At 61.5% G+C, this 18821-nt stretch carries 18 protein-coding genes; 9 read left to right on the top strand and 9 right to left on the bottom strand.

Annotation, left to right across the window (positions count from 1 at the left end):
- Positions 1-101: 101 nt before the first annotated feature.
- From HX801_RS09960 to HX801_RS09945, 4 genes are all read right to left on the bottom strand, one after another.
- Positions 102-1712, bottom strand: a complete 1611-nt coding sequence (locus HX801_RS09960; protein WP_177021990.1) for an argininosuccinate lyase — start codon at positions 1710-1712, stop codon at positions 102-104.
- Between the two features lie 20 nt (positions 1713-1732).
- A complete protein-coding gene (locus tag HX801_RS09955; protein ID WP_008435327.1) occupies positions 1733-2980 on the bottom strand; it encodes an OprD family porin in 1248 nt (415 codons plus the stop codon).
- Between the two features lie 301 nt (positions 2981-3281).
- Positions 3282-3758: a copper chaperone PCu(A)C gene (locus HX801_RS09950; protein WP_003207356.1), complete on the bottom strand. Its 477-nt coding sequence runs from the start codon at positions 3756-3758 to the stop codon at positions 3282-3284.
- Complete coding sequence (locus tag HX801_RS09945; protein WP_003207358.1) at positions 3758-4363, bottom strand: SCO family protein; 606 nt, start codon at positions 4361-4363, stop codon at positions 3758-3760. Before HX801_RS09945 ends, HX801_RS09950 begins: the two co-directional genes overlap by 1 nt.
- 265 nt (positions 4364-4628) lie before the next feature.
- Here HX801_RS09945 and HX801_RS09940 point away from each other — a divergent pair, with 265 nt between their 5' ends.
- On the top strand, positions 4629-5012 hold the full coding sequence (locus tag HX801_RS09940; protein ID WP_177021989.1) for a DUF2946 domain-containing protein: 384 nt from the start codon (positions 4629-4631) through the stop codon (positions 5010-5012).
- A gap of 62 nt (positions 5013-5074) precedes the next feature.
- Entirely contained in the window at positions 5075-5629 is a 555-nt protein-coding gene (locus tag HX801_RS09935; RefSeq protein ID WP_003207361.1) for a putative natural product biosynthesis protein, read from the top strand.
- Here HX801_RS09935 and HX801_RS09930 read toward each other — a convergent pair.
- Complete coding sequence (locus HX801_RS09930; RefSeq protein WP_003207363.1) at positions 5604-6533, bottom strand: aromatic alcohol reductase; 930 nt, start codon at positions 6531-6533, stop codon at positions 5604-5606. The two genes, HX801_RS09935 and HX801_RS09930, sit on opposite strands and share 26 nt — an antisense overlap.
- A gap of 90 nt (positions 6534-6623) precedes the next feature.
- Here HX801_RS09930 and HX801_RS09925 point away from each other — a divergent pair, with 90 nt between their 5' ends.
- Positions 6624-7028 (top strand): helix-turn-helix domain-containing protein, encoded by a 405-nt coding sequence (locus tag HX801_RS09925; protein WP_003207365.1) that lies wholly within the window; start codon positions 6624-6626, stop codon positions 7026-7028.
- On the opposite strand, the gene HX801_RS09920 is transcribed toward HX801_RS09925, so the two are convergent.
- Positions 7029-7955, bottom strand: coding sequence for a LysR family transcriptional regulator (locus HX801_RS09920; RefSeq protein WP_003207367.1), 927 nt, complete (start codon positions 7953-7955; stop codon positions 7029-7031).
- 149 nt (positions 7956-8104) lie between these two features.
- On the opposite strand from HX801_RS09920, the gene HX801_RS09915 reads away from it, so the two are divergent.
- The gene (locus tag HX801_RS09915; RefSeq protein WP_003207368.1) at positions 8105-9127 is read left to right on the top strand and encodes an NAD(P)-dependent alcohol dehydrogenase; all 1023 of its coding nucleotides are present in this window, start codon (positions 8105-8107) and stop codon (positions 9125-9127) included.
- A complete protein-coding gene (locus HX801_RS09910) occupies positions 9124-10290 on the top strand; it encodes an MFS transporter (RefSeq protein WP_003207370.1) in 1167 nt (388 codons plus the stop codon). The genes HX801_RS09915 and HX801_RS09910 overlap by 4 nt, the downstream gene beginning before the upstream one ends.
- Positions 10291-10306: 16 nt before the next feature.
- On the opposite strand, the gene HX801_RS09905 is transcribed toward HX801_RS09910, so the two are convergent.
- Complete coding sequence (locus HX801_RS09905) at positions 10307-11050, bottom strand: SDR family NAD(P)-dependent oxidoreductase (RefSeq protein WP_003207372.1); 744 nt, start codon at positions 11048-11050, stop codon at positions 10307-10309.
- Positions 11051-11332: 282 nt separating this feature from the next.
- Between HX801_RS09905 and ispC the strand changes: the two genes are divergently transcribed.
- On the top strand, positions 11333-12574 hold the full coding sequence (gene ispC, locus HX801_RS09900) for a 1-deoxy-D-xylulose-5-phosphate reductoisomerase (protein ID WP_177021988.1): 1242 nt from the start codon (positions 11333-11335) through the stop codon (positions 12572-12574).
- Here the strand turns inward: ispC and HX801_RS09895 are convergent, their stop codons facing one another.
- Positions 12575-13522 (bottom strand): LysR family transcriptional regulator, encoded by a 948-nt coding sequence (locus HX801_RS09895; RefSeq protein ID WP_003207376.1) that lies wholly within the window; start codon positions 13520-13522, stop codon positions 12575-12577.
- A gap of 254 nt (positions 13523-13776) precedes the next feature.
- Here HX801_RS09895 and HX801_RS09890 point away from each other — a divergent pair, with 254 nt between their 5' ends.
- From HX801_RS09890 to HX801_RS09880, 3 genes are all read left to right on the top strand, one after another.
- Positions 13777-15909, top strand: a complete 2133-nt coding sequence (locus tag HX801_RS09890; protein WP_177022030.1) for an FUSC family protein — start codon at positions 13777-13779, stop codon at positions 15907-15909.
- Positions 15910-15982: 73 nt separating this feature from the next.
- Positions 15983-16486, top strand: a complete 504-nt coding sequence (locus tag HX801_RS09885) for a FadR/GntR family transcriptional regulator (RefSeq protein WP_003207381.1) — start codon at positions 15983-15985, stop codon at positions 16484-16486.
- A gap of 238 nt (positions 16487-16724) precedes the next feature.
- Complete coding sequence (locus HX801_RS09880; RefSeq protein WP_177008592.1) at positions 16725-18041, top strand: OprD family outer membrane porin; 1317 nt, start codon at positions 16725-16727, stop codon at positions 18039-18041.
- A 6-nt stretch (positions 18042-18047) separates the two neighbouring features.
- Here the strand turns inward: HX801_RS09880 and HX801_RS09875 are convergent, their stop codons facing one another.
- A complete protein-coding gene (locus HX801_RS09875; protein WP_158213527.1) occupies positions 18048-18776 on the bottom strand; it encodes a helix-turn-helix transcriptional regulator in 729 nt (242 codons plus the stop codon).
- Between the last annotated feature and the right edge of the window lie 45 nt (positions 18777-18821).

Genomic DNA, 18821 nt, shown 5'->3' with positions numbered 1-18821 from the left:
TGGGAGCGGGCTTGCTCGCGAATGCGGTGGGTCAGCCAATAAATCTGCTAACTGATACACCGCCTTCGCGAGCAAGCCCGCTCCCACATTCAGATCGCATTTCAGCCCTTGGCGTTGAGCAACTTGTCGAAGGCCTTGTCCAGGTTGCCTTCAGCACCTTTCAACTTCTCACGACGCTCCTTCAACCAACTCTGGTCCGCGTCGAGATTCTTGCGCGCTTCCACCAGCATCCGCTTGACCTCTTCCGGCTGCGGCCCACCCGTACCCTTGCGAGTCTTGACCATCGTGGTCGGCGACAGCGCAGCACGGAAACCGGCCTCATCCAGCGGCAACGTATTCGGCGTCCATTTGTATTTGTCCGCGGCCTGGGTGTACAGCTTCTGCGCGTCCGCATACGCGAAGGTCTTCGGCGTGGTGCCATTGCTGCGCGCCTCGGTGACGATCAACGAGGCGAAGCTGTGGCCAATGCGGAACGGCACCTTGAACTGACGCTCCAGGGTGTCAGCCAGCTCCATCGAAGTGGTCCACTCGGACTCCAGCTCATCCAGCGCTCGCTGCGGGTTGATCTGCAGCGCATCCAGCACGGCATCCATGCTTTTGAACATGTCATCGGTGGACTGGAACAGTCCCAATGAATCGAACGCAAACTTGTAGTCGGTCATGCCGGTGGTGACGTTATGCGCGCGCAAGGTCACGGTTTGCGCCAGGCCCACCACGTCGGAGGCCGATTCCCGGGTGCGCATCAACAACCCCGGGTTGCGTTTTTGCGGCATCGCACTGCTGGTGTAGGTGGACTCTTCGTCCAGCAGCAACCAGGGGCGGATCTGATGGTACTGGGTATGGATATCGCCAATCATCGCGCCGATGCGGATCGCCGAAGACGCCGCGAGGTTCGCCGCCTCGATCGGGATGTCGTAGGTCGACACCTGGCTCGAATCCAGGGAGTTTTCCCGCACGCCGTCGAACCCCAGCAACTCGGCCAGGCGTTCGCGGTTCAGCGGGTAAGCGGAGTTCGCCAGTACCGCGGTGCCCATCGGGCTCAGGTTGAGGCGGGTGTAGAGTTCACGGATGCGTTGGCCGTCGCGATCAAATGCGGCTTCGAACGCCAGCAGGTAGTGCGCATAGCTGATGGGCATGGCCTGCACGCCGTTGGTGTAGGCGGGCACCAGGGTGTCGATGTTCTTGTCGGCGATGTTAAGGATGCGCTGGCGGGTGGCGTTCAGTGCCTCGCTGTAGGCCAGCACCTGGGAGCGCAGTTTGGCCAGGCGGTAGGTGGCGAGCATGTCCTGGCGGCTGCGGCCGGAGTGGATCAGCGACGCTTCCGGACCGATCTTGTCGGTCATGATTTTTTCCAGTTGCAACACGTCTTCCGGGCGCTTGCCATCGGGCTGGTCGGCCTGGTCGATGGCAAAGCGCACGCCGCCGGCGATCTTGTGGCCCATGTCCGGCTTGACGATGCCTTCTTCGGTGAGCATCACGATCGAGGCTTTGTTGATGCGGTTCAACCAGGCGAACTGGGTTTGGGTCGGGTCGCCCTTGGCCTTGTGGGCGCTTTGCGAGGAGCCCGGCGTGGCGCCGACTTTGGCCGCCTGGGAGGCGCATTCTTCGGTGGTTTTGCAGGGCAATGCGCCGGTGTCGGCAGCGTGGGCGCCGTAACTGCTGAACAGGGCAAAGGCGACGGCCAGGTGGATCAGGCTTTTTCTGCTATTCATGTGCAACGCTCCGGGAAAAATCACAGCAAGGGCAGGGTGTAGCTGACGATAAAGCGGTTCTGGTCGATATCGCTGCCGCTGCCATTGCTGCGATACGTGCCATTGCGCCATTTCACTTCAAGGTTCTTCAGGGCACCGCTCTGGAACACGTAGCCGATATCGGTGTTGCGCTCCCACTCGGTACCTTCCAGGGTTCGGGTACGCACGAAGTTGTCACCCTTGAGGTAGCGGGTCATGAAGGTCAGGCCGGGGATGCCGAGGGCGGCGAAGTCATAGTCGTAGCGGGCCTGCCAGGACTTTTCCTCGGGGTTGGCGAAGTCCGGCGAGATCATCACGTAGTTGACGAGGTAGGAGTCGGTACCGTCCAGGTGGGGGAAGCCGGTGGTGCCTTTCATGCGCTGGTAGGCGGCGCCGAACGAGTGGCCGTGGAGGCTGTAGGTGAACTTGGCACCGAAGGCCTGGTTGTCGATGTTGCTGTTGCCTTCCTTGCTGGAGTCGGCGTAACGCAGGTCGGTCTTGAACGACTGCGCGTCACCCAGTGGCAGGGTATGGACCAGGTTGAAGATGTGTTGCTTGTAGTTGTTCTCGAGGTTGGCGTAGTGGTAGCCGGTGACCAGGGTTTTGGTCCAGCTGTAGCTGGCACTGGCGAAGTCGAATTTATCGCTGGGCACGGCGCCCTTGATGCCTTTGCCGTCGACTTCGATGTCTGCATGGCCGCTGTCGTTACGCAGGGTGTTGCTGGTCAGGCGCCCGGCATCGAAGGTCAGGCCGGCGATGTCCTGGCTGGTCAATTGAGTGCCGCGAAAGGTCTGGGGCAGCAGCCGGCCATCGTTGGGCAGTACGGTCGGCAGCTTGGGGATCAGCGTGCCGAATTTGAGCACGCTTTTGGAGATCCGCGCCTTGGCGGTGGCGCCCATTCGACTGTAGCTGTCCGGTGCGCCATCCTCGCCCACGGGGAGCAGGCCGGTGTTTTGGCGGTCGGGGCTTGAGTCCAGTTTCAAACCCTGCAGGCCGATGGCATCGAGGCCAAAGCCCACCAGGCCTTCGGTGTAACCCGACTGGTAATTGAGGATCAGCCCTTGGGCCCATTCATCGCGCTTGGACTGGCTCGCGTTGGGCTGGCGGTAATCGCTGTTGAAGTAGAAGTTGCGAAATTCGAGGTCGGCCTTGCTGTCTTTGAAAAAGTCAGCTTCGGCAAAGGTTGGGAAGGCGAGGGTCAAACCGAGGGTGGCCGAAGTCAAGCCCAGGGTAATGGGGGATTTGTTCATTGTTATTCCCGTTGTCTGCTGCTTATTTTTAGAATTATCTGGCCGGACGGCGACAGGGAGACGCGTCCGGCTTGCGCAGGCTAACGAGTTGTATTGCAGATTGAAAATATATAGAAAGTGTTGAGGCGAGACGAAAAAAGTATGAAGCGGACGCCCGATTTTTCAGGCACTGAAGGGCGAATGTGGGAGCGGGCTTGCTCGCGAAAGCGGTGGATCAGTCAATACATCCGGTGACTGTCACACCGCATTCGCGAGCAAGCCCGCTCCCACACAAGCCCGCTCCCACATTTTGATCTGCGCTTTAGTGCATCTTGCTGTGATCCATGGTTTCCGTTGCATTCAACGCACGGGCTTGGGCCTTCACTTCGATCGACTGCTTTTCACCCTTGGCATTTTCCACGGTGACGGTCAGCGGCACCTGGTCGCCTTCCTTGATCTGGGCGGTGAGGTCGATCAGCATCACGTGATAGCCATCCGGGTCGAGCTTGACCGCCTTGCCCGCGGGCAATGGCACCGAATCCACCGGGCCCATGCGCATCACGTCGTCCTTCATGGTCATCTCATGGATCTGCACGGTCTTGGCGACCGGCGACGCCACGCTGAGCAGTTTGCTGTCGCTGTCGGCGGTAACGGTCATGAACGCGCCGCTGGACGGCTGGCCCGGTACCGAGGCGCGTACCCAGGCGTCGGTGACCACTGCCTGTGCACTGGCGTGGGCGGCGAGGCCGAGCAGGGAGAGACCGAGGGCGAAGCGCTTGAGGTGTTGAACGGCAGTCATTAGCAGACCTCCATGACGGTGAGCAGGTCTTCTGCGCACTCTTTGGCGTTAAGCGAGGCAGACAAGCCCAGGCGCAGGGTGCCCCGAGTGTCGAACACAAAGCTGGTGGCGGTGTGGGAGAGGGTGTAGCTGTCGCCGGCGGGGATCTTTTCATAAAAGATCCCGAATTCCTTGGCGGCCACGGCGATTTCTTCCGGGGTGCCGTACAGCGCCTGGAAGCTGGGGTCGAAGGCCTTGACGTAGGCGTCCAGTATCTTGGGCGTGTCGCGTTCCGGATCCAGGGTGATAAACACCACCTGCATGATCTTGCCGTCGCGGCCCATCAGTTTTTTCGCCTGGGCCATGCGCGCCAGGGTGGTCGGGCACACGGCCGGGCACTGAGTGAAGCCGAAGAACACCACCGGCATCAAGCCACGGAAAGAGCTCAAGGTGACGGTCTCGCCGTCGGTGTTCTTGAGCTTGAAGGTACGGCCCATGATCTTGTCGCTCAGATCCTTGCCGTACTTGAAGTTCAGTTTCGGGCTGTTGTCACAGCCGGCCAGCAGGCCCAGGCCCAGCAATCCCATGCCGGAGAGGACTTTGCGGCGGGTGAATAACGTACTCATCAACTGTGCATCCTGTGAAGCGCCTGGGTACCACGAAGCGTTAAATCAGGCGAGGAGAGCGTGGCATTCTAACAACCCGGGCCTCTGGGCGTAATCTGCGACGTTCTGTCACAGGCCCTGCCGGGCAAGACCAAATGTGGGAGCTGTCGAGCTTGAGCGAGGCTGCGAAGGGATCGGCTCGGTATTCCTGCAAGACCGTGGCGCCTGCATCGCAGCCTCGCTAAAGCTCGACAGCTCCTACAGGGGGAATGGTAAAGTCGCCGCCATGAAACTCTCCCGCCCGGACCGTTCACTCATTGCCTGGACCCTGTATTTTTGCGTCCTGTTCAATGTGTTCGTCTGCGGTTTGGGCCATGGGCAGATGATGGGGCTTGAGCTCAATGGCCTGGGCAGTCAGTTCTGCTCAAGCCTGGGCACCAAGGCGCCGGCCTCGGATGCCGGCCTGGGCAATCCGACGGCCAGCAGTTGGTCGAACTTCTTCGCCTGCCCGGTGTGCTCCGCCGTGACCCTGGGCATCGTCTTCCTGTTTTGCCTGGCCTGGCTGTTGGGCCTCGGGCAAAAGCCGCGCCCGGCCCATGAGCGGCGCAACAAGGCCCCTCCACGGTATTCCTGGCCCTCGGCCAACCCTCGCGCTTCCCCTGCATTCTGACGTGTGCCCCGGGCTTCCTGATACCAGGAGGCGTTCTATCGTCACGAGTGTGAGTGCGTTCCATGAGCTCTATCCTGCCTTCCGGCGCTGCCCGCCTGGTCAGCAAGGCGTCGCGCCGTCCGTCCCGCGGCGACGTGTTGCTACCGTCTGTCGAATACCCGAGTAACGCCCGCTGTTTCGTCCACCTGGATGCACGGTTACTGCCGTACTGGCACACCTTGTTCGACATCTGCCCCGGTTTGCTCAAGCTTGACCCGCCGGAGGGCTTGAACCTGTTTCGCAGTTTCATGACTTGGGCTTACCGCAACCGTCCCTCCCTGGACTGGACCTACCATGTAAACGTGTGCCGTTGGCTGCTCGGTTCGGTGTATCGCACGCAGATCGATGAAGAGCCCATCGAAGCGTTCATGACAGCGGCCGCGGCCCGTTGGGTCAGCGATGACACCAGCCAGGTCCGGGGCGTGGTTGTGGCCTGGCAAGGCGCGCCGCTTCAGGTGGTGGACTGGAAGCCGGGCAGTGGCGTGGCGCTGCAAAGGCTGCCGCCGCTGCCCTGGGATTTCGCCTGGTGCACGTTGGACAGCCAGGGGCAGTTCAGCGGGTGGTTGCCGGTGCCTTGAGGTTCTGCTCAATCCATTGGGCAACGCTGGTCACGGCGATCTGTTGTTGCCCATTGAAGGTAATGGCAGGGTCCCAGGCCACGCCGTTGCCTTGGGCGAAGGCCACCCGGTATTTCATCAGGTTGTCCTCGGGTGCAGCGGCCAGTTCCGCTTCCAGGTAGCGCACCGACCAGCGTTCGCGTTTGAGGGTGAGCCCCAGTTGCGCATCCACGGTATCGGCCAGCTCGCCGTAGGTCAGGGTGTCGCCGGCGGTGTACACCACCTGATTGGTGATCGGCGGCGTGCTGAACAGGATGCGTGCCGTCAGCAGGCCGATGTCCTCAGGCGTGGTGACGGTGACAGCGGTGTCCCAATCTCCCAATGCATGCACGGTATTCTGCGCCAGGTCGACGACGCCGAAGGACGGTTCAAACAGGAAGCTGGTGAACATCCCGGTGGAGACAATCACCCATTGCGTGCCTTGCTGGGAGCGCAGCAAGTCGCGCACGTCAAGCTGTTCATCCCAGAGGTCCTGGGCCGAACCGCGGCCGATCACGTCGTAGTCCACACCGAACTGCCACGGTACATAACGTTTCACGCCGCCTGCGATGACCGCGCGGGTCAGCTTGCGCTGAGTGGCGGGGCCTGCGGCAAAGCCGATGCAACTGATCACGGTGTGATAGTCGGCGAACACCGTTGCCAGCTCGGCCTCGGAGCCATTGGCCAGGTCACCCGCCAGCAGCTCAATGCCCAAGGCGCGCAGTTCGATGATTTCCTGCTGTTTGGCCGGGTCGGGGGAGTTCAGTGTGGCGGGGCGCAGCAACACCGTCACAGACACATTTTGCGGTGCAGCCAGGCGGGACAGTTGGCGCAGTACCGCCAGGCCCAGTTCGCCGGCGCCCAGTACAAGGATCGAAGCAGTCATAGGGGTCTCGGTTCAGGTGAAAGTCATGCCATGCTTGCAGAGTTGCCGACCGCGCATAAGAAGGCACACCAGTGATACCGGGAGTAGAAGGTGGATAACGACGAGATCATCAGGCGCTCACAAGCCGCCTGTGAAGCCCTTAGCGCCGATGAAGACGGGCTCAAACGGCAGGTGCTGACCCATGCGGGAAACCGCTGGTCGTTGGGCATCGTGCACCTGTTGGGCGTGAACGGCCGGCTGCGCCACGCCGAGATCGGCCGACGCATGGAGGGCGTCACCCAGCGCATGCTCACGCGGACCTTGCGCCAGCTGGAGCGCGATGGCCTGGTGCTGCGCCATGACTTCCAGGAGGTGCCGCCCAAGGTCGAATACCAGCTATCGGAGTTGGGCAAACAGCTGCTGGTGCACATGATTCCGTTGTGGACGTGGGTGGTGGAAAATGCCGACGGATTCAGGCGATCCCGGGAGCAGTTCGACGCTGATCAGGCGCTGTGATCAAGACGTGGGCCGGCAGTCTGCACGTTTGCTCGCAGGCCCATCCTCGGGAAACAGGTGCGCATGCAGGTAGTCGATAAACACCCGCAGCTTGGGCGTTGGATGGCGGCCCGAAGGCCACATGATCCGGAAGTTCTCTGCTTCCGAACACGCCTCCAGCACCGGCACCAATTGTCCGCTGTCGAGCCATTCACGAATGGCGAAATCCGCCAGGTAGGCGATGCCGATACCTTGCACGGCAAAGCAGATGCGCGCTTCCAGGTTGTTGCAGACCATCGCGGCGGGCAGTGGGAAATCAGCTTCCACCCCGTCCTGGCGCAGGGGCCAGCGCTGCATTTTGCCGGTGTTGGGGTAGCGGAACTTGATGCATGCATGCTGAGCCAGGTCTTCCGGCCGTTGCGGCGTGCCGCGCTCGGCGAGGTAAGCCGGTGATGCTACCAGCAGCATCCGGTAGCCGCCGATCAGGCGCGATGTGAGGCGCGAGTCGGGCGCTTCACCGCTGCGCAGCACGGCGTCGTAACCTTCTTCCACCACGTCCACGCGGCGGTCGGTAAAGCTCAGGTCCAGCTGCACCTCGGGGTAGGCTTTCTTGAATTGCGCGAGCACCTGCAAGAACGGATGGCCCACCAGCGGCAGGCTGACCTTGAGCCGGCCACGAGGCGCCGACACGGTTTGCGAAAGCTCGGCTTCGGCTTCGTCGATCTCCATCAGGATGCGCCGGCTGCGCTCCAGAAACAGCTCGCCCTCGGCAGTCAGCGTGACGCTGCGGGTGCTGCGGTTGAACAGGCGCACACCCAGGCGTTCCTCCAGGCGTACCACGCTCTTGCCGACTGCCGAGGCCGTTACGCCCAGCACGCGCCCGGCGGCGACAAAGCTGCGGGTTTCGGCGACCTGCACAAAAACATTCAGGGTGTTGAGGCTGTCCATCGAGGCTCCGGTTTGGCTGAGGCGAGGCCTGGCTACCTTATCCCGATTGCGGAACAAAAGCTCCGTAGACAGTGGAGCCGGCGCCCCCTTAATCCCGTGAGGACAGGCCCATATCCTTGTGGCATTGCCCATTCACGAGGAATACCAAGATGACCGACACCATGAAACGCTGGGAAACACCTGCATTGGGACTGCACACACTGCGCCTTGCCGACGTGCCACGCCCCATCGCGAAGGCCGGGGAGGTATTGGTGCGCGTCGAGGCCGTCTCGCTCAATTACCGCGACGGTGAAGTGGTCGAAAACAGCATGGGTGCCGACCTCACATTCCCATTCACGCCGGCCTCCGACATGGCGGGCACGGTGGTCGCCGTGGGCGAGGGCGTTACGCGTTTCAAGGTGGGCGACAAGCTGCTGTCGACGTTTTTTGCCGGATGGGTCGATGGCGCTCCGCTGTCCTGGAGTGAAGCGCCGCCTCAGGGTGGCCCGCTCCCCGGCATGCTCGCCGAGTACGTGGCAACACCTGCCGAATGGTGCGTGCATGCGCCCCTCAGCCTCACCGCAGGGCAGGCCAGCACCTTGCCAGTGGCCGCCTTGACGGCGTGGATGGCGCTGTTCGAACTGGGCCACCTGCACGCCGGCCATACCGTGGTGGTGCAGGGCACCGGTGGCGTCTCGTTGTTTGCGGTGCAACTGGCTGCGGCCAATGGTGCCCGCGTTATCATCACCAGTAGCAGCGATGAAAAGATCGCGCGTGCCATAGAGCTGGGTGCCACCCATGGCATCAACCGCAGCCGGGTACCGGAATGGCACACGGCGGTGCAAGCGCTGACCGATGGGCGTGGCGCCGAACATATCCTGGAAATGGCCGGCGGTGACAACCTCACGCGTTCCCTGCACGCGGTAGCCAACGGTGGGCGCATCTCGGTGATCGGCCTGCTGGAGAGTGACCAATTGAATGCTCCGGTCATGGCCTTGCTGGGCAAGCGGGCCTCCATCATCGGCATCTCCGTGGGGCCGCGCCGCGCATTGGAAGATCTGATTGCCATGATCGACCGCCACGGCATCGAGCCGGTAATCGATCACACCTACGGCTTCGAGCAAGTGCCCGAAGCCTTCGCTCATCTCGGGCGCGGTGCCTTTGGCAAGATCGTGATCGAGGTCGGCCGGTGATCTACATCATTCTGGGTCTTTTCGGCCTGTACACCCTGGAGTTTGGTGTGGTCGGTATTTTACCGATGATCGTCGAACGTTTCGGCATCAGCGTGTCTCAGGCCGGGTTATTGATGGGCTTGTTTGCGCTGATCGTGGCGGTGCTGGGGCCTTTCCTGGTGCTGATGGCGTCGCGCCTGGCGCGCAAGAAAATCCTGGTGGGCGCGCTCTTTGGTTTTTCCGTGTGCAGCGTGCTGTCGGCGTTTGCGCCGAACTTCGAAACCTTGATGGCGTTGCGGGTAATTCCGGCGATGCTGCACCCGGTGTTTTTTGCCGCTGCGTTTTCCACCGCGGTGTCCTTGTACCCCAAGGACCGCGCGGCGCATGCCACGGCCCTGGCCGTGGTGGGCACAACCTTGGGCCTGGTGCTTGGGGTGCCGCTGACCACATGGGTGGGCGCGAGTATTTCCTATGAGGCATCGTTCTTCTTCTGCGCTTTGGCAACGGGGTTGGCAGGTGTCGGACTGCTGTTGAAACTGCCCCATCATGAACGCCCGATGCCGCTGAGTTTCGGCAAGCAACTGGCGGTGCTGCGCAGCCTGTCGGTGTGGCTGGCGATCATCGCGACGGTGCTGGTGTTCACCACGATGTTTTCGGTCTACAGCTATGCCGCCGAGTACCTCAGGACCCAGACCGGCATGGATGGCCAGGCCATCAGCATCATGCTGGTGATCTTCGGCGTGGGCGGTGTCACGGGCAACCTGTTGGTGGGCCGGTTATTGGGCAAAAGCATGGTGGCGACGGTGGTGCTGTACCCCATTGTGCTGGCGGCGGCGTACGTGGTCTTGTACGCGTTCGGCAGCCCGTCGTGGTGGTCGATGAGCTTGATTGTGCTGCTGTGGGGCGCTGCGCATACCTGCGGGCTGGTGGTCACGCAAGTCTGGCTGACCTCGTCGGCGCCCGAGGCGCATGAGTTCGCAACCAGCCTGTATGTGTCCTCGGCGAATGCCGGCGTGGTGATCGGGGCGTCCGTGGGCGGGCTGTTTATCAATGCATTCGGCACCACCGGAGTGATCGGCTGCGGCTTGATATTTGCCGCACTGTCATTGCTTGTGATTGGGTGGAAGGCCTTGGCGTTCGGAGGCGCCAAGGCATTGCCCGCAGACCTGTGCGCTGCGCATTAGGCCTGCGGGGCCATGGTCAACGCAGGGTGTAGCCGCCGTCGACCACCCAGTCTTGGCCAAACACACTGCGTGCGCCCTGGCTCAACTGGAACAGGATCACATCGGCAATAGCGCCCGGCTCTAGGAATTGCCCATTGAGCAGGCGCTGATTGACTGTGGTGGCAACGCCGCCCAACGCTTCGTCACTGAGCCCCAAGGTGCTCCAGATCGGCGTGGCGGTGGGGCCGGGCGATACCATGTTCAGACGAATGCCATGGGGCGCCAGCTCCACCGCCAGGGTGCGCATTTGCGCCCGCAAGGCGGCCTTCGAAGCAATATACGCGGCGAGCCCAGGGAAGGTCGCCAGCTCCAGGAATGTACCGATAAATACCACCGACGCCTGGGCGGCCATTTGCTCGCGTAGGCTGCCGAGGGTGTTGAGAGCCGCGGCTCCATTGACGGCCCATTGCCGGTCAAAGGCGGCCAGGTCCAGGCCATCGGCCAGTTGTGCGATCCCGGCATTGGGCACGAGGTAATCCACCGGTCCGATGGACGCCGTCAACTGCGCCAGGCGTGCCTGGTCGGCAGCCTGGGTGACATCCCCCGCCAGCCAGTAGAGCTGCTCGCCAAAACGCTCCGCCAATGCGCCCAATTCGCCAATCTGTCGCGACATGGCGACCACTTGCGCACCTTGTTCAAGCAGCTTGCAGGTGACAGCCAGGCCGATGCCTGAACTGGCACCGGTCACTACGGCAAGGCGGTGGTTGAAGTCATTGTTCATGGGGTTCTCTTTATAGATTGCCAAAGGGGCGCGCAGCACTGATCAGGATTCATGCCATATGAAAAGTTCCTATAAATCAGTTGGATATATTTTTTGTAGTCGATATGACACGAGTGTTATGTAGTCCTTATGACGTGCTGTAGTCGTTATGACCAAGGCCCGTTTTCGAGCTGATCGAAGGCTTGGCTTTTTTGCGATAGTTGTTGGCGTTATCGCGATGACGGCGCTGGCACTTTCCTTGGTTAATGGCGGCTGTTTTCTCTACGTCAGGCTCATTACGTCATGTCGCTTATTCCGCGCAAAAAAGTCATTCGCCAGCTGATCGCCACCCGTCAACGCTTGCAAGCCATCAGCGTGCTGGGCGCTACCGGTTCGGTGGGCGTCAACGTATTGGACGTTATCGCGCGTCACCCCGAGCGCTATAAAGTCTTCGCCCTCAGCGGGTTCACCCAACTGGAGCTGTTGAAAAAACAATGCTTGTTGCACCGTCCGGACTACGCCGTGGTGCCCACGCCGCAAGCCGTGGCGACGCTGCAGAAGCAACTGTTGGAGGAGGGCTCTCAGACTCAGGTAGTGGGCGGCGAAAGCGGTCTGAAATTCGTCGCCGGTCACCGGGATGTGGACACGGTGGTGGCCGCTATCGTCGGTGCGGCGGGCTTGAATGCAACGATGGCCGCCGTCGAGGCCGGCAAGAAAATCCTCCTGGCCAACAAAGAGGCACTGGTGATGTCCGGTGCGTTGTTCATGCAGGCGGTGCGCAGCAGTGGGGCGGTGCTGTTACCGCTGGACAGCGAGCACAACGCAATCTTTCAGTGCCTGCCGTCCCATGCTCAACACGGCCTGGCCCACGCGGGCGTGCGGCGCATTCTGTTGACTGGCTCCGGCGGGCCGTTTCGCCAAACGCCGATGGCGCAACTGCACAACGTAACGCCGGACCAAGCCTGCGCTCACCCGAAATGGTCCATGGGCCGCAAGATTTCGGTGGACTCGGCAACCCTGATGAACAAGGGACTCGAACTGATCGAGGCCTGTTGGTTATTCGGCGCCAGGCCGTCCCAGGTCGAGGTAGTGATCCATCCGCAAAGCGTCGTCCATTCGCTGGTGGATTACGTCGACGGCTCAATGCTCGCGCAGTTGGGGAACCCGGACATGCGCACGCCCATCAGCCATGCCCTGGCCTGGCCGCAACGGATCGATTCAGGGGTTGAACCACTGGATTTGTTCAAGGTGGCCCGGCTGGATTTCGAAGTACCGGACGAGAAGCGCTTTCCTTGCCTGGCCCTGGCGCGCGAGGTGGCGGATGTGGGCGGCACGGCACCGGCGTCGCTCAATGCGGCCAATGAAGTCGCGGTGCAGGCCTTTCTGGACGGACGCATCGGCTTCATGCAGATCGCCGAGTGCATCCGGCATGTGCTGGACAAGGAGCCGGTGGTGGCGGTGACGGACCTGTATGGCGTCATGGAGGCCGACGCCAGTGCCCGCCGGTGGGCACTCGGATGGCTGAATCAGCACTATCAGCGATGATCAGCCGTAGCTGACCCGGTCGCGAATCTTCAGCACAGCCTTATGGTCGGCCAGCACTTCCGGGAGTGAACTGCGCAGGTACTCCACCCAGGTTTTGATTTTTGCATCCAGGTAGTGCCGGGAAGGGTAGATGGCGTACAGGCTCAGTTCTTCCAGGCGGTACTCGGGCAGGACTCGCACCAGAGTGCCGCTGCGCAGCCCCTTGATTGCCGCATGCACCGGCAGGATGCCCACGCCCATGTCGTTGCTGATGGCGGTCTTCATGGCGTCGACCGAGTCCACCAGGAACGGCGAGCTGCTGATGGTGACGCTCTCCTGGCCACGGGGGCCGTCGAACGTCCAGTCTTCCAGCGGGATCACCGGGCTGACCAGCCGCAGGCAGGCGTGGCTGAGCAGGTCTTGCGGCGTTTGCGCGGCACCATGGTTTTTTATGTAGGACGGTGAGGCGCAGACGATGCTGTAGGTCGTGCCCAGTTTCTGTGAAACGTGGCTAGAATCGGGCAGGTCAATGGCCAACACAATCGACACGTCGAACCCTTCGTTGACCAGGTTCGGCGTGCGGTTGCTCATGCTCAGGTTGAACGTCACGTCGGGGTAGTTCTTGCGGTAGCGTGCGATGGCGTCCACCACGTAGTGCTGGCCGATGCCTGTCATCGAGTGCACTTTCAACTGGCCGGTAGGGCGTGTGTGGGCGTCGCCGGCTTCCAGCTCCGCTTCCTCGACGGAGCGCAGGATTTGCTCGCAACGCAACAGGTAGCGTTTGCCGGATTCGGTCAGTGCGGTACGGCGTGTGGTGCGGTTGAACAGGCGGGTTCGCAGGTGGGTTTCAAGGTTGGAAATGGAACGCGAAATATGGGTGGTGTTGCTATTCAACTGCACTGCCGCGCCAGTAAAACTGCCGACTTCGGCAACGCAGCGGAAGATGCGCATGTTCTGCAGGATGTCCATCGATGCTCTCCAGGTGGAACGTTTTTTAGTGTGGCATGAACTCATCCACGGCTGTAAACGCTATTTATTGTGGATTTTTACGTAACAGTCATTCACGTTTCTGATGACTTACCGGGGCGCATGGAAGCCCCTAGAGTCGCCGCCCCATTTCCCGTCAGCCGGAAGGTCGCGTGCCTCGACTCACTGTTCGTCGTTTCAATATCGCCGGTAGAGCGGGCCGCTGGCTGGTGTCGCTGCCCTGGCGCCGGGGCTTCATGGAGTGGGCCCGCAGCGATGGGGTGATGTGGATCTACCTGGGCAAGGTATTGATCGCCTCGTACCTGACCCTGTGGCTGGCGATGCGCCTGGAACTGCCACAACCGAGCACCGCGATCACCACTGTGTTTATCGTGATGCAGCCCCACAGCGGGCACGTCCTCGCCAAGAGTATCTATCGCTTCATCGGCACGTTGGTGGGCTCATCGTTCATGGTGCTGTTGATGGCCCTGTTTGCCCAGAGCACCGAGCTGTTTCTCGCGGGCCTGGCATTGTGGGTGGGGTTGTGTTCCGGTGGTGCCGCGCGCAATCGCAACTTCCGCGCCTATGGATTTGTGCTCGCCGGCTACACGGCGGTGATGGTCGGGCTTCCCGTGGTGGGCCATCCGCAGCAGGTATTCATGGCGGCCGTCTGGCGAGTGCTGGAGATCACCTTGGGGATCGTCTGCGCGACGCTGATCAGCGCCACCGTATTGCCTAAAACCTCCAGCGTGGCGATGCGCAACACGTTGTACCAACGCTTTGGCCGCTTTGCCGGATTTGTGCGGCAGCGCCTGCGTGATACCGGTGACCAGGCGGCCTTCGAGAGCGCCAACCTGGGGTTTATCGCCGAGGCCGTTGGCCTGGAAGTAATGCGCAGCGTCAGCGTGTTCGAAGACCCTTACATGCGCCAGCGCAATGGGCGAATCAACCGCCTCAACAGCGAGTTCATGGCGATCACCACGCGTTTCAACGCGCTGCATCAACTGCTTGAACGGGTTCGCCTGCGCGGTGGCGTGGAGGTGGTCCAGGCCGTCGATCCGGGGTTGATCGCGTTGGCCGAGCTGCTCAAACCCTTCGCCGGGCACCCATTGACGGACCGTGACGCGGCCGTGCTGTCCACCGAACTGAAAGTCTACAAAGCCGGCTTGCCAGACCGGGTCCGGCGCCTGCGTGCGGCGTTGCAACATACCGCTCCCGTAGCCGATGACCTGCTGGACTTTCACACCGCGTATGAACTGCTCTACCGCTTTGTCGACGAGCTGCACAGCTACGCCCAGACGCATGCGTCCCTCGCCGATCACAACCATGTGCGAGAGCAATGGAACGAACCGTTTCAACCTCGGACCAACTGGCTGGCGACCCTTGCGGCCGGGTTGCGCGCCGCGGTGGTGTTACTGGTGCTCAGTACGTTGTGGATTGCCACCAGTTGGCCCAGCGGCGCGGCCATGACCCTGGTGTCGGCGCTGACCGTAGGCCTGTCGGCGTTCTCTGCCAACCCCAGGCGCATGTCGTTTCAAATCGCCTGCGGTACGCTACTGGCAGCGGTGATTGGCATTTTCGAAGTGTTTTTCGTGTACCCGATGATCGACGGTTTTCCGTTGCTGTGCGTGGTCATGGCGCCGGTGATCGTACTGGGTTCGTTCTGGCTGGCGAGGCCGCAATTGGCCGGCTATGGCCTGGGCATGCTGGTGTTTTTCGGCACCAGCTCAGTGCCTGCCAACCTGACGCTGTACAACCCCTACGGGCTGATCAATGACTATCTCGCCATGGTGTTTGGCATGTTGGTGTGCGCCGCGGCGGGGGCGATTATCCTGCCACCCAACAGCCCTTGGCTGTGGCGCCGGCTGGAACAGGATCTGCGCCGCCAGGTGGTGGTTGCCATCAGCGCGCCGTTGCCGGCGCTGGGCTCCGGTTTCGAAAGCGGCACCCGCGACCTGCTCAACCAGGCCTACAACTTTGCGGCGGGCAGGGCATCGGTGCAGCATCGCCTGCTGCGCTGGACGTTCGTGGTACTGGACGTGGGGCACGCGATCATCGAGTTGCGCCGCGAGCAGGCCCGGTTGCCGGCGCAGGCCTGTTGCGCCGAGAGCATGCCCTGGCGCCTCGCCATCCGGGCAATGGGTCGCGCACTGGTGCGGTTGTTCGTCAAGCCTGGGCCCGGTTATTTGCAGCGCGCGCTGGAGGCTGTCGAGCACGCCATTGAGTGCGTGCAACAGACCGATGAGCCATTCGCCGGGAACTTTGAGACTTCAGCCCTGAGACGGGTGGAAAGCTACCTGCACTTCATCCGCACCTCGCTGCTCGACCCGCAATCGCCGCTGGTCCACTACAACCAGCCGGGAGAAAAAGTGGCGCAATCGAGCGACTAGTTGGCGGGCCGGAAGGAGTCTGGGTGAGCATAAATCTCCATACTCGAGGGGCATGATCTTTCAGGAGTGGCCCATGTACGCCGGTCTTTGCAATCACGCCTGGGTCGCCTCGATCATCGATGGCATTCGTGAACAACGTAGCGCGATCCGCGACCACCTGGAGGCCCAGTACCTGCTGGAAGTCGAAACCGCCCGACTCGCTGCGCGCCGTCGCACCCTGGAGGATATCCGCCGGTTGTGGCACGCCCTGGCGCGGCGTGGCGAATATAACCTCGGGGATCAACTCGACGATTTCGTCGACCGCGACCAGGCCTTGCACGGTGCGGTGGCCGTGGCTTCCCACAACGTGGTCTTGCAGTCGATGTACCGCGCATTCAGCTCTTCGTTCCACAGCCAGTATCTGGCGATTTTTGCCGACAACGAGTTGTATGAGCCGGGGCTTGAAGCCCATGCGCAAGTCGTCCAGGCGATTATCTTTGGCGATGAAGACGCGGCAGTCGAGGCGGTACGCGCGATGTTCGATCCCATGCTGGAAAAGCTCCGCTGGCTGTCGGAGCGAGACGGCACTGCAGCGTGAGTCGTTGTACTCGCAGTTGACTTAAGACCCTCGAGGAAAGCCCGTTCCAGACGCCTGCGCGTCGTCCTCATTGTTACAAAAACTGGAAAAGTGAATGCCCGTTTTGGCGGCTGTTTTCACAACCGCCAGGCCTATATCGTGCGCGCCTCCCGTCGAATGAAAACACTGCAACACACAATAAAAAACGGCTGCCATCACTGGGTCGACGGGACAGTCGTGTTCACTGTTCGGAGCCTTCATGAACCACAAGACTTACCTGGCCCTGGCCGTTTCTTTCGGCGTTGTACAGCAGGCGGCTGCATCGGGTTTTATCGACGACAGTAAAGCGACCCTGGACCTGCGCAACTTCTATCTCAACCAGGACACGCGCAATGCCAAGGGGGCCTCGGACCGGGAATGGGGCCAGGCCTTCATGTTCAATTATCAGTCCGGTTTCACCGAGGGGGTGGTGGGCCTGGGGTTGGATCTGCAAGAGCTGTACGGCGTACGGCTGGATGCGTCAGGGCGTGCCGGCAAGGTGGGGGAGGACAACACACCCGGTAGCGTCTTCCCGCTGTCTGATGGCAAGGCTGCCAATGATTTCAGCAAGACCGGGGTCACCGGCAAAGTGCGCATCTCCCAGACCCAACTGAAAGTGGGCACGCTGATGCCCCGGGTGCCGGTACTGATGTATGAAGACGGCCGGTTGTTGCCCCAGACTTTTCGTGGCTACCAGGTGGACTCCAAGGACCTGAAAGACTTCAACCTCGTCGCCGGCAAAATCGAGCAGGTGCTTGACCGTAACTCCAGCAACGGCCAGGGCTTGTCCATCGCTGGCGCAAACGATCCGGTCAAGGGCACGTCCAGCAATCAGTTTTACTACGGTGGTGTGGATTACGCCGTAAGCAAGCAGATGCAGTTGCAGTATTACTACGCGAATCTTGAAAACTTTTACCAGCAACACTTCTTCGGCCTGGTGCACAACTGGCGGTTGCCGGTGGGCCAGTTCAAGAGTGACCTGCGCTACTTCCACAGTACCTCGGACGGTAAGAACTCCAGTGCGGCGGGGCGTGCCGAGGGCTACGTCAGCTCGGGTTACTACGGGCCGGGCGTCAACAATGGCAAGGTCGACAATAACCTGTGGAGTGCCTTGTTTACTTATTCGCTGCAAGGCCATTCGGTGAGCCTGGGGTATCAGAAAACCACGGGCGAAAGTGACTTCCCCCATATCAACCAGGGGCAGGGCCGCTCGGTGTATTTGATCACCAACTCCCAGTCGTTGAAGTTCGTCAACGCCGGGGAACAGGCCACGGTGGCCAGCTATGCCTATGATTTTGCGAACCTGGGCGTGGCGGGGCTGAAGACCAGCGTCACCTACATACATGGCAGCCACATCCGCACGGCAGGTCGTGACAATACCGAGTGGGAGCGGGACGTGCGGGTTGACTATGTGATTCCTGCCGGCACCTTCAAGGGGCTTGGGTTCATGTGGCGTGGTGCGGTGCTGCGGGGTAATGACAGCGCTGACAAAGACGAAGCCCGGTTGATGGTCAGCTACAGCATTCCCTTGCTGTAGGCCGGCTCAACGCTGGGCGAAATACCTGGCCGGGCTGCAACCGAACACCGAGCGGAACACGGCGATAAAGCTGCTGGAGCTTTCGTAGCCAATCGCGGCGGCGGTGCTGCTGACGCTTTCCCCCGCCGCGAGGTTTTCCAGGGCCACCATCATCCGCAAGCGTTGGCGCCAGGCGCCGAAGCCCATGCGGGTCTGGGCAGCAAACAGCCGCTCCAGGGTGCGTGCACTGGCGCCTACCTCGAAGGCGATTTCCTTGAGCGGCCGAGTGTCGTTGGGGTTTTGCTTGATCAGGTTGGCGGCGCGCACCGCGCGTTTATCCGAGGGTTCAGGCAGGTAAAAGGCGTCTTGCTCAAGCAATGCCAGGTGGTCCAGCAGCACGGTGCCCAGGCGGCTTTCGCGGCTGTGCTCGGGGTACTCGCCTGGCAGTTGCGCGCAGGCCAGGATCAGCTCGCGCACCAGCGTCCCGACATTTAACACTGCGCAGCGGGCCCACGGTGGAATGCTGGCCGCGCCCTGACGCACATATACGGTACGCATCGACACCTGACGCGAATGCTTGAAGGTGTGGCTGACACCTGGCGGAATCCAGAGCGCCCGCTGCGGTGGCAGAACCCAGATGCCTTCGGCCGTCAGTACCGTCATCGAACCTTTGATGGCGTACATGATTTGCGCGTGTTCCGGGTGAACGTGAGGTTCACGCAAGCCGGGCAAATACTCCCGGACCAAACCTTGCACGGGGGCCGCGCCAAACTTAATCGATGGGTGTTCAAGCATGGCGCG

Source organism: Pseudomonas sp. G1002 (genome assembly GCF_013385455.1).
In the GTDB taxonomy this organism is placed as follows: Bacteria; Pseudomonadota; Gammaproteobacteria; order Pseudomonadales; family Pseudomonadaceae; genus Aquipseudomonas.
This window is presented reverse-complemented; position numbering and strand designations above follow the sequence as displayed.

Coding starts and splice junctions, on each gene's coding strand:
- HX801_RS09960 (WP_177021990.1), bottom strand. CDS start 1,712: ATGAATAGCAGAAAAAGCCTGATCCACCTGGCCGTCGCCTTTGCCCTG.
- HX801_RS09955 (WP_008435327.1), bottom strand. CDS start 2,980: ATGAACAAATCCCCCATTACCCTGGGCTTGACTTCGGCCACCCTCGGT.
- HX801_RS09950 (WP_003207356.1), bottom strand. CDS start 3,758: ATGACTGCCGTTCAACACCTCAAGCGCTTCGCCCTCGGTCTCTCCCTG.
- HX801_RS09945 (WP_003207358.1), bottom strand. CDS start 4,363: ATGAGTACGTTATTCACCCGCCGCAAAGTCCTCTCCGGCATGGGATTG.
- HX801_RS09940 (WP_177021989.1), top strand. CDS start 4,629: ATGAAACTCTCCCGCCCGGACCGTTCACTCATTGCCTGGACCCTGTAT.
- HX801_RS09935 (WP_003207361.1), top strand. CDS start 5,075: ATGAGCTCTATCCTGCCTTCCGGCGCTGCCCGCCTGGTCAGCAAGGCG.
- HX801_RS09930 (WP_003207363.1), bottom strand. CDS start 6,533: ATGACTGCTTCGATCCTTGTACTGGGCGCCGGCGAACTGGGCCTGGCG.
- HX801_RS09920 (WP_003207367.1), bottom strand. CDS start 7,955: ATGGACAGCCTCAACACCCTGAATGTTTTTGTGCAGGTCGCCGAAACC.
- HX801_RS09915 (WP_003207368.1), top strand. CDS start 8,105: ATGACCGACACCATGAAACGCTGGGAAACACCTGCATTGGGACTGCAC.
- HX801_RS09905 (WP_003207372.1), bottom strand. CDS start 11,050: ATGAACAATGACTTCAACCACCGCCTTGCCGTAGTGACCGGTGCCAGT.
- ispC (WP_177021988.1), top strand. CDS start 11,333: ATGTCGCTTATTCCGCGCAAAAAAGTCATTCGCCAGCTGATCGCCACC.
- HX801_RS09895 (WP_003207376.1), bottom strand. CDS start 13,522: ATGGACATCCTGCAGAACATGCGCATCTTCCGCTGCGTTGCCGAAGTC.
- HX801_RS09890 (WP_177022030.1), top strand. CDS start 13,777: ATGGAGTGGGCCCGCAGCGATGGGGTGATGTGGATCTACCTGGGCAAG.
- HX801_RS09885 (WP_003207381.1), top strand. CDS start 15,983: ATGTACGCCGGTCTTTGCAATCACGCCTGGGTCGCCTCGATCATCGAT.
- HX801_RS09880 (WP_177008592.1), top strand. CDS start 16,725: ATGAACCACAAGACTTACCTGGCCCTGGCCGTTTCTTTCGGCGTTGTA.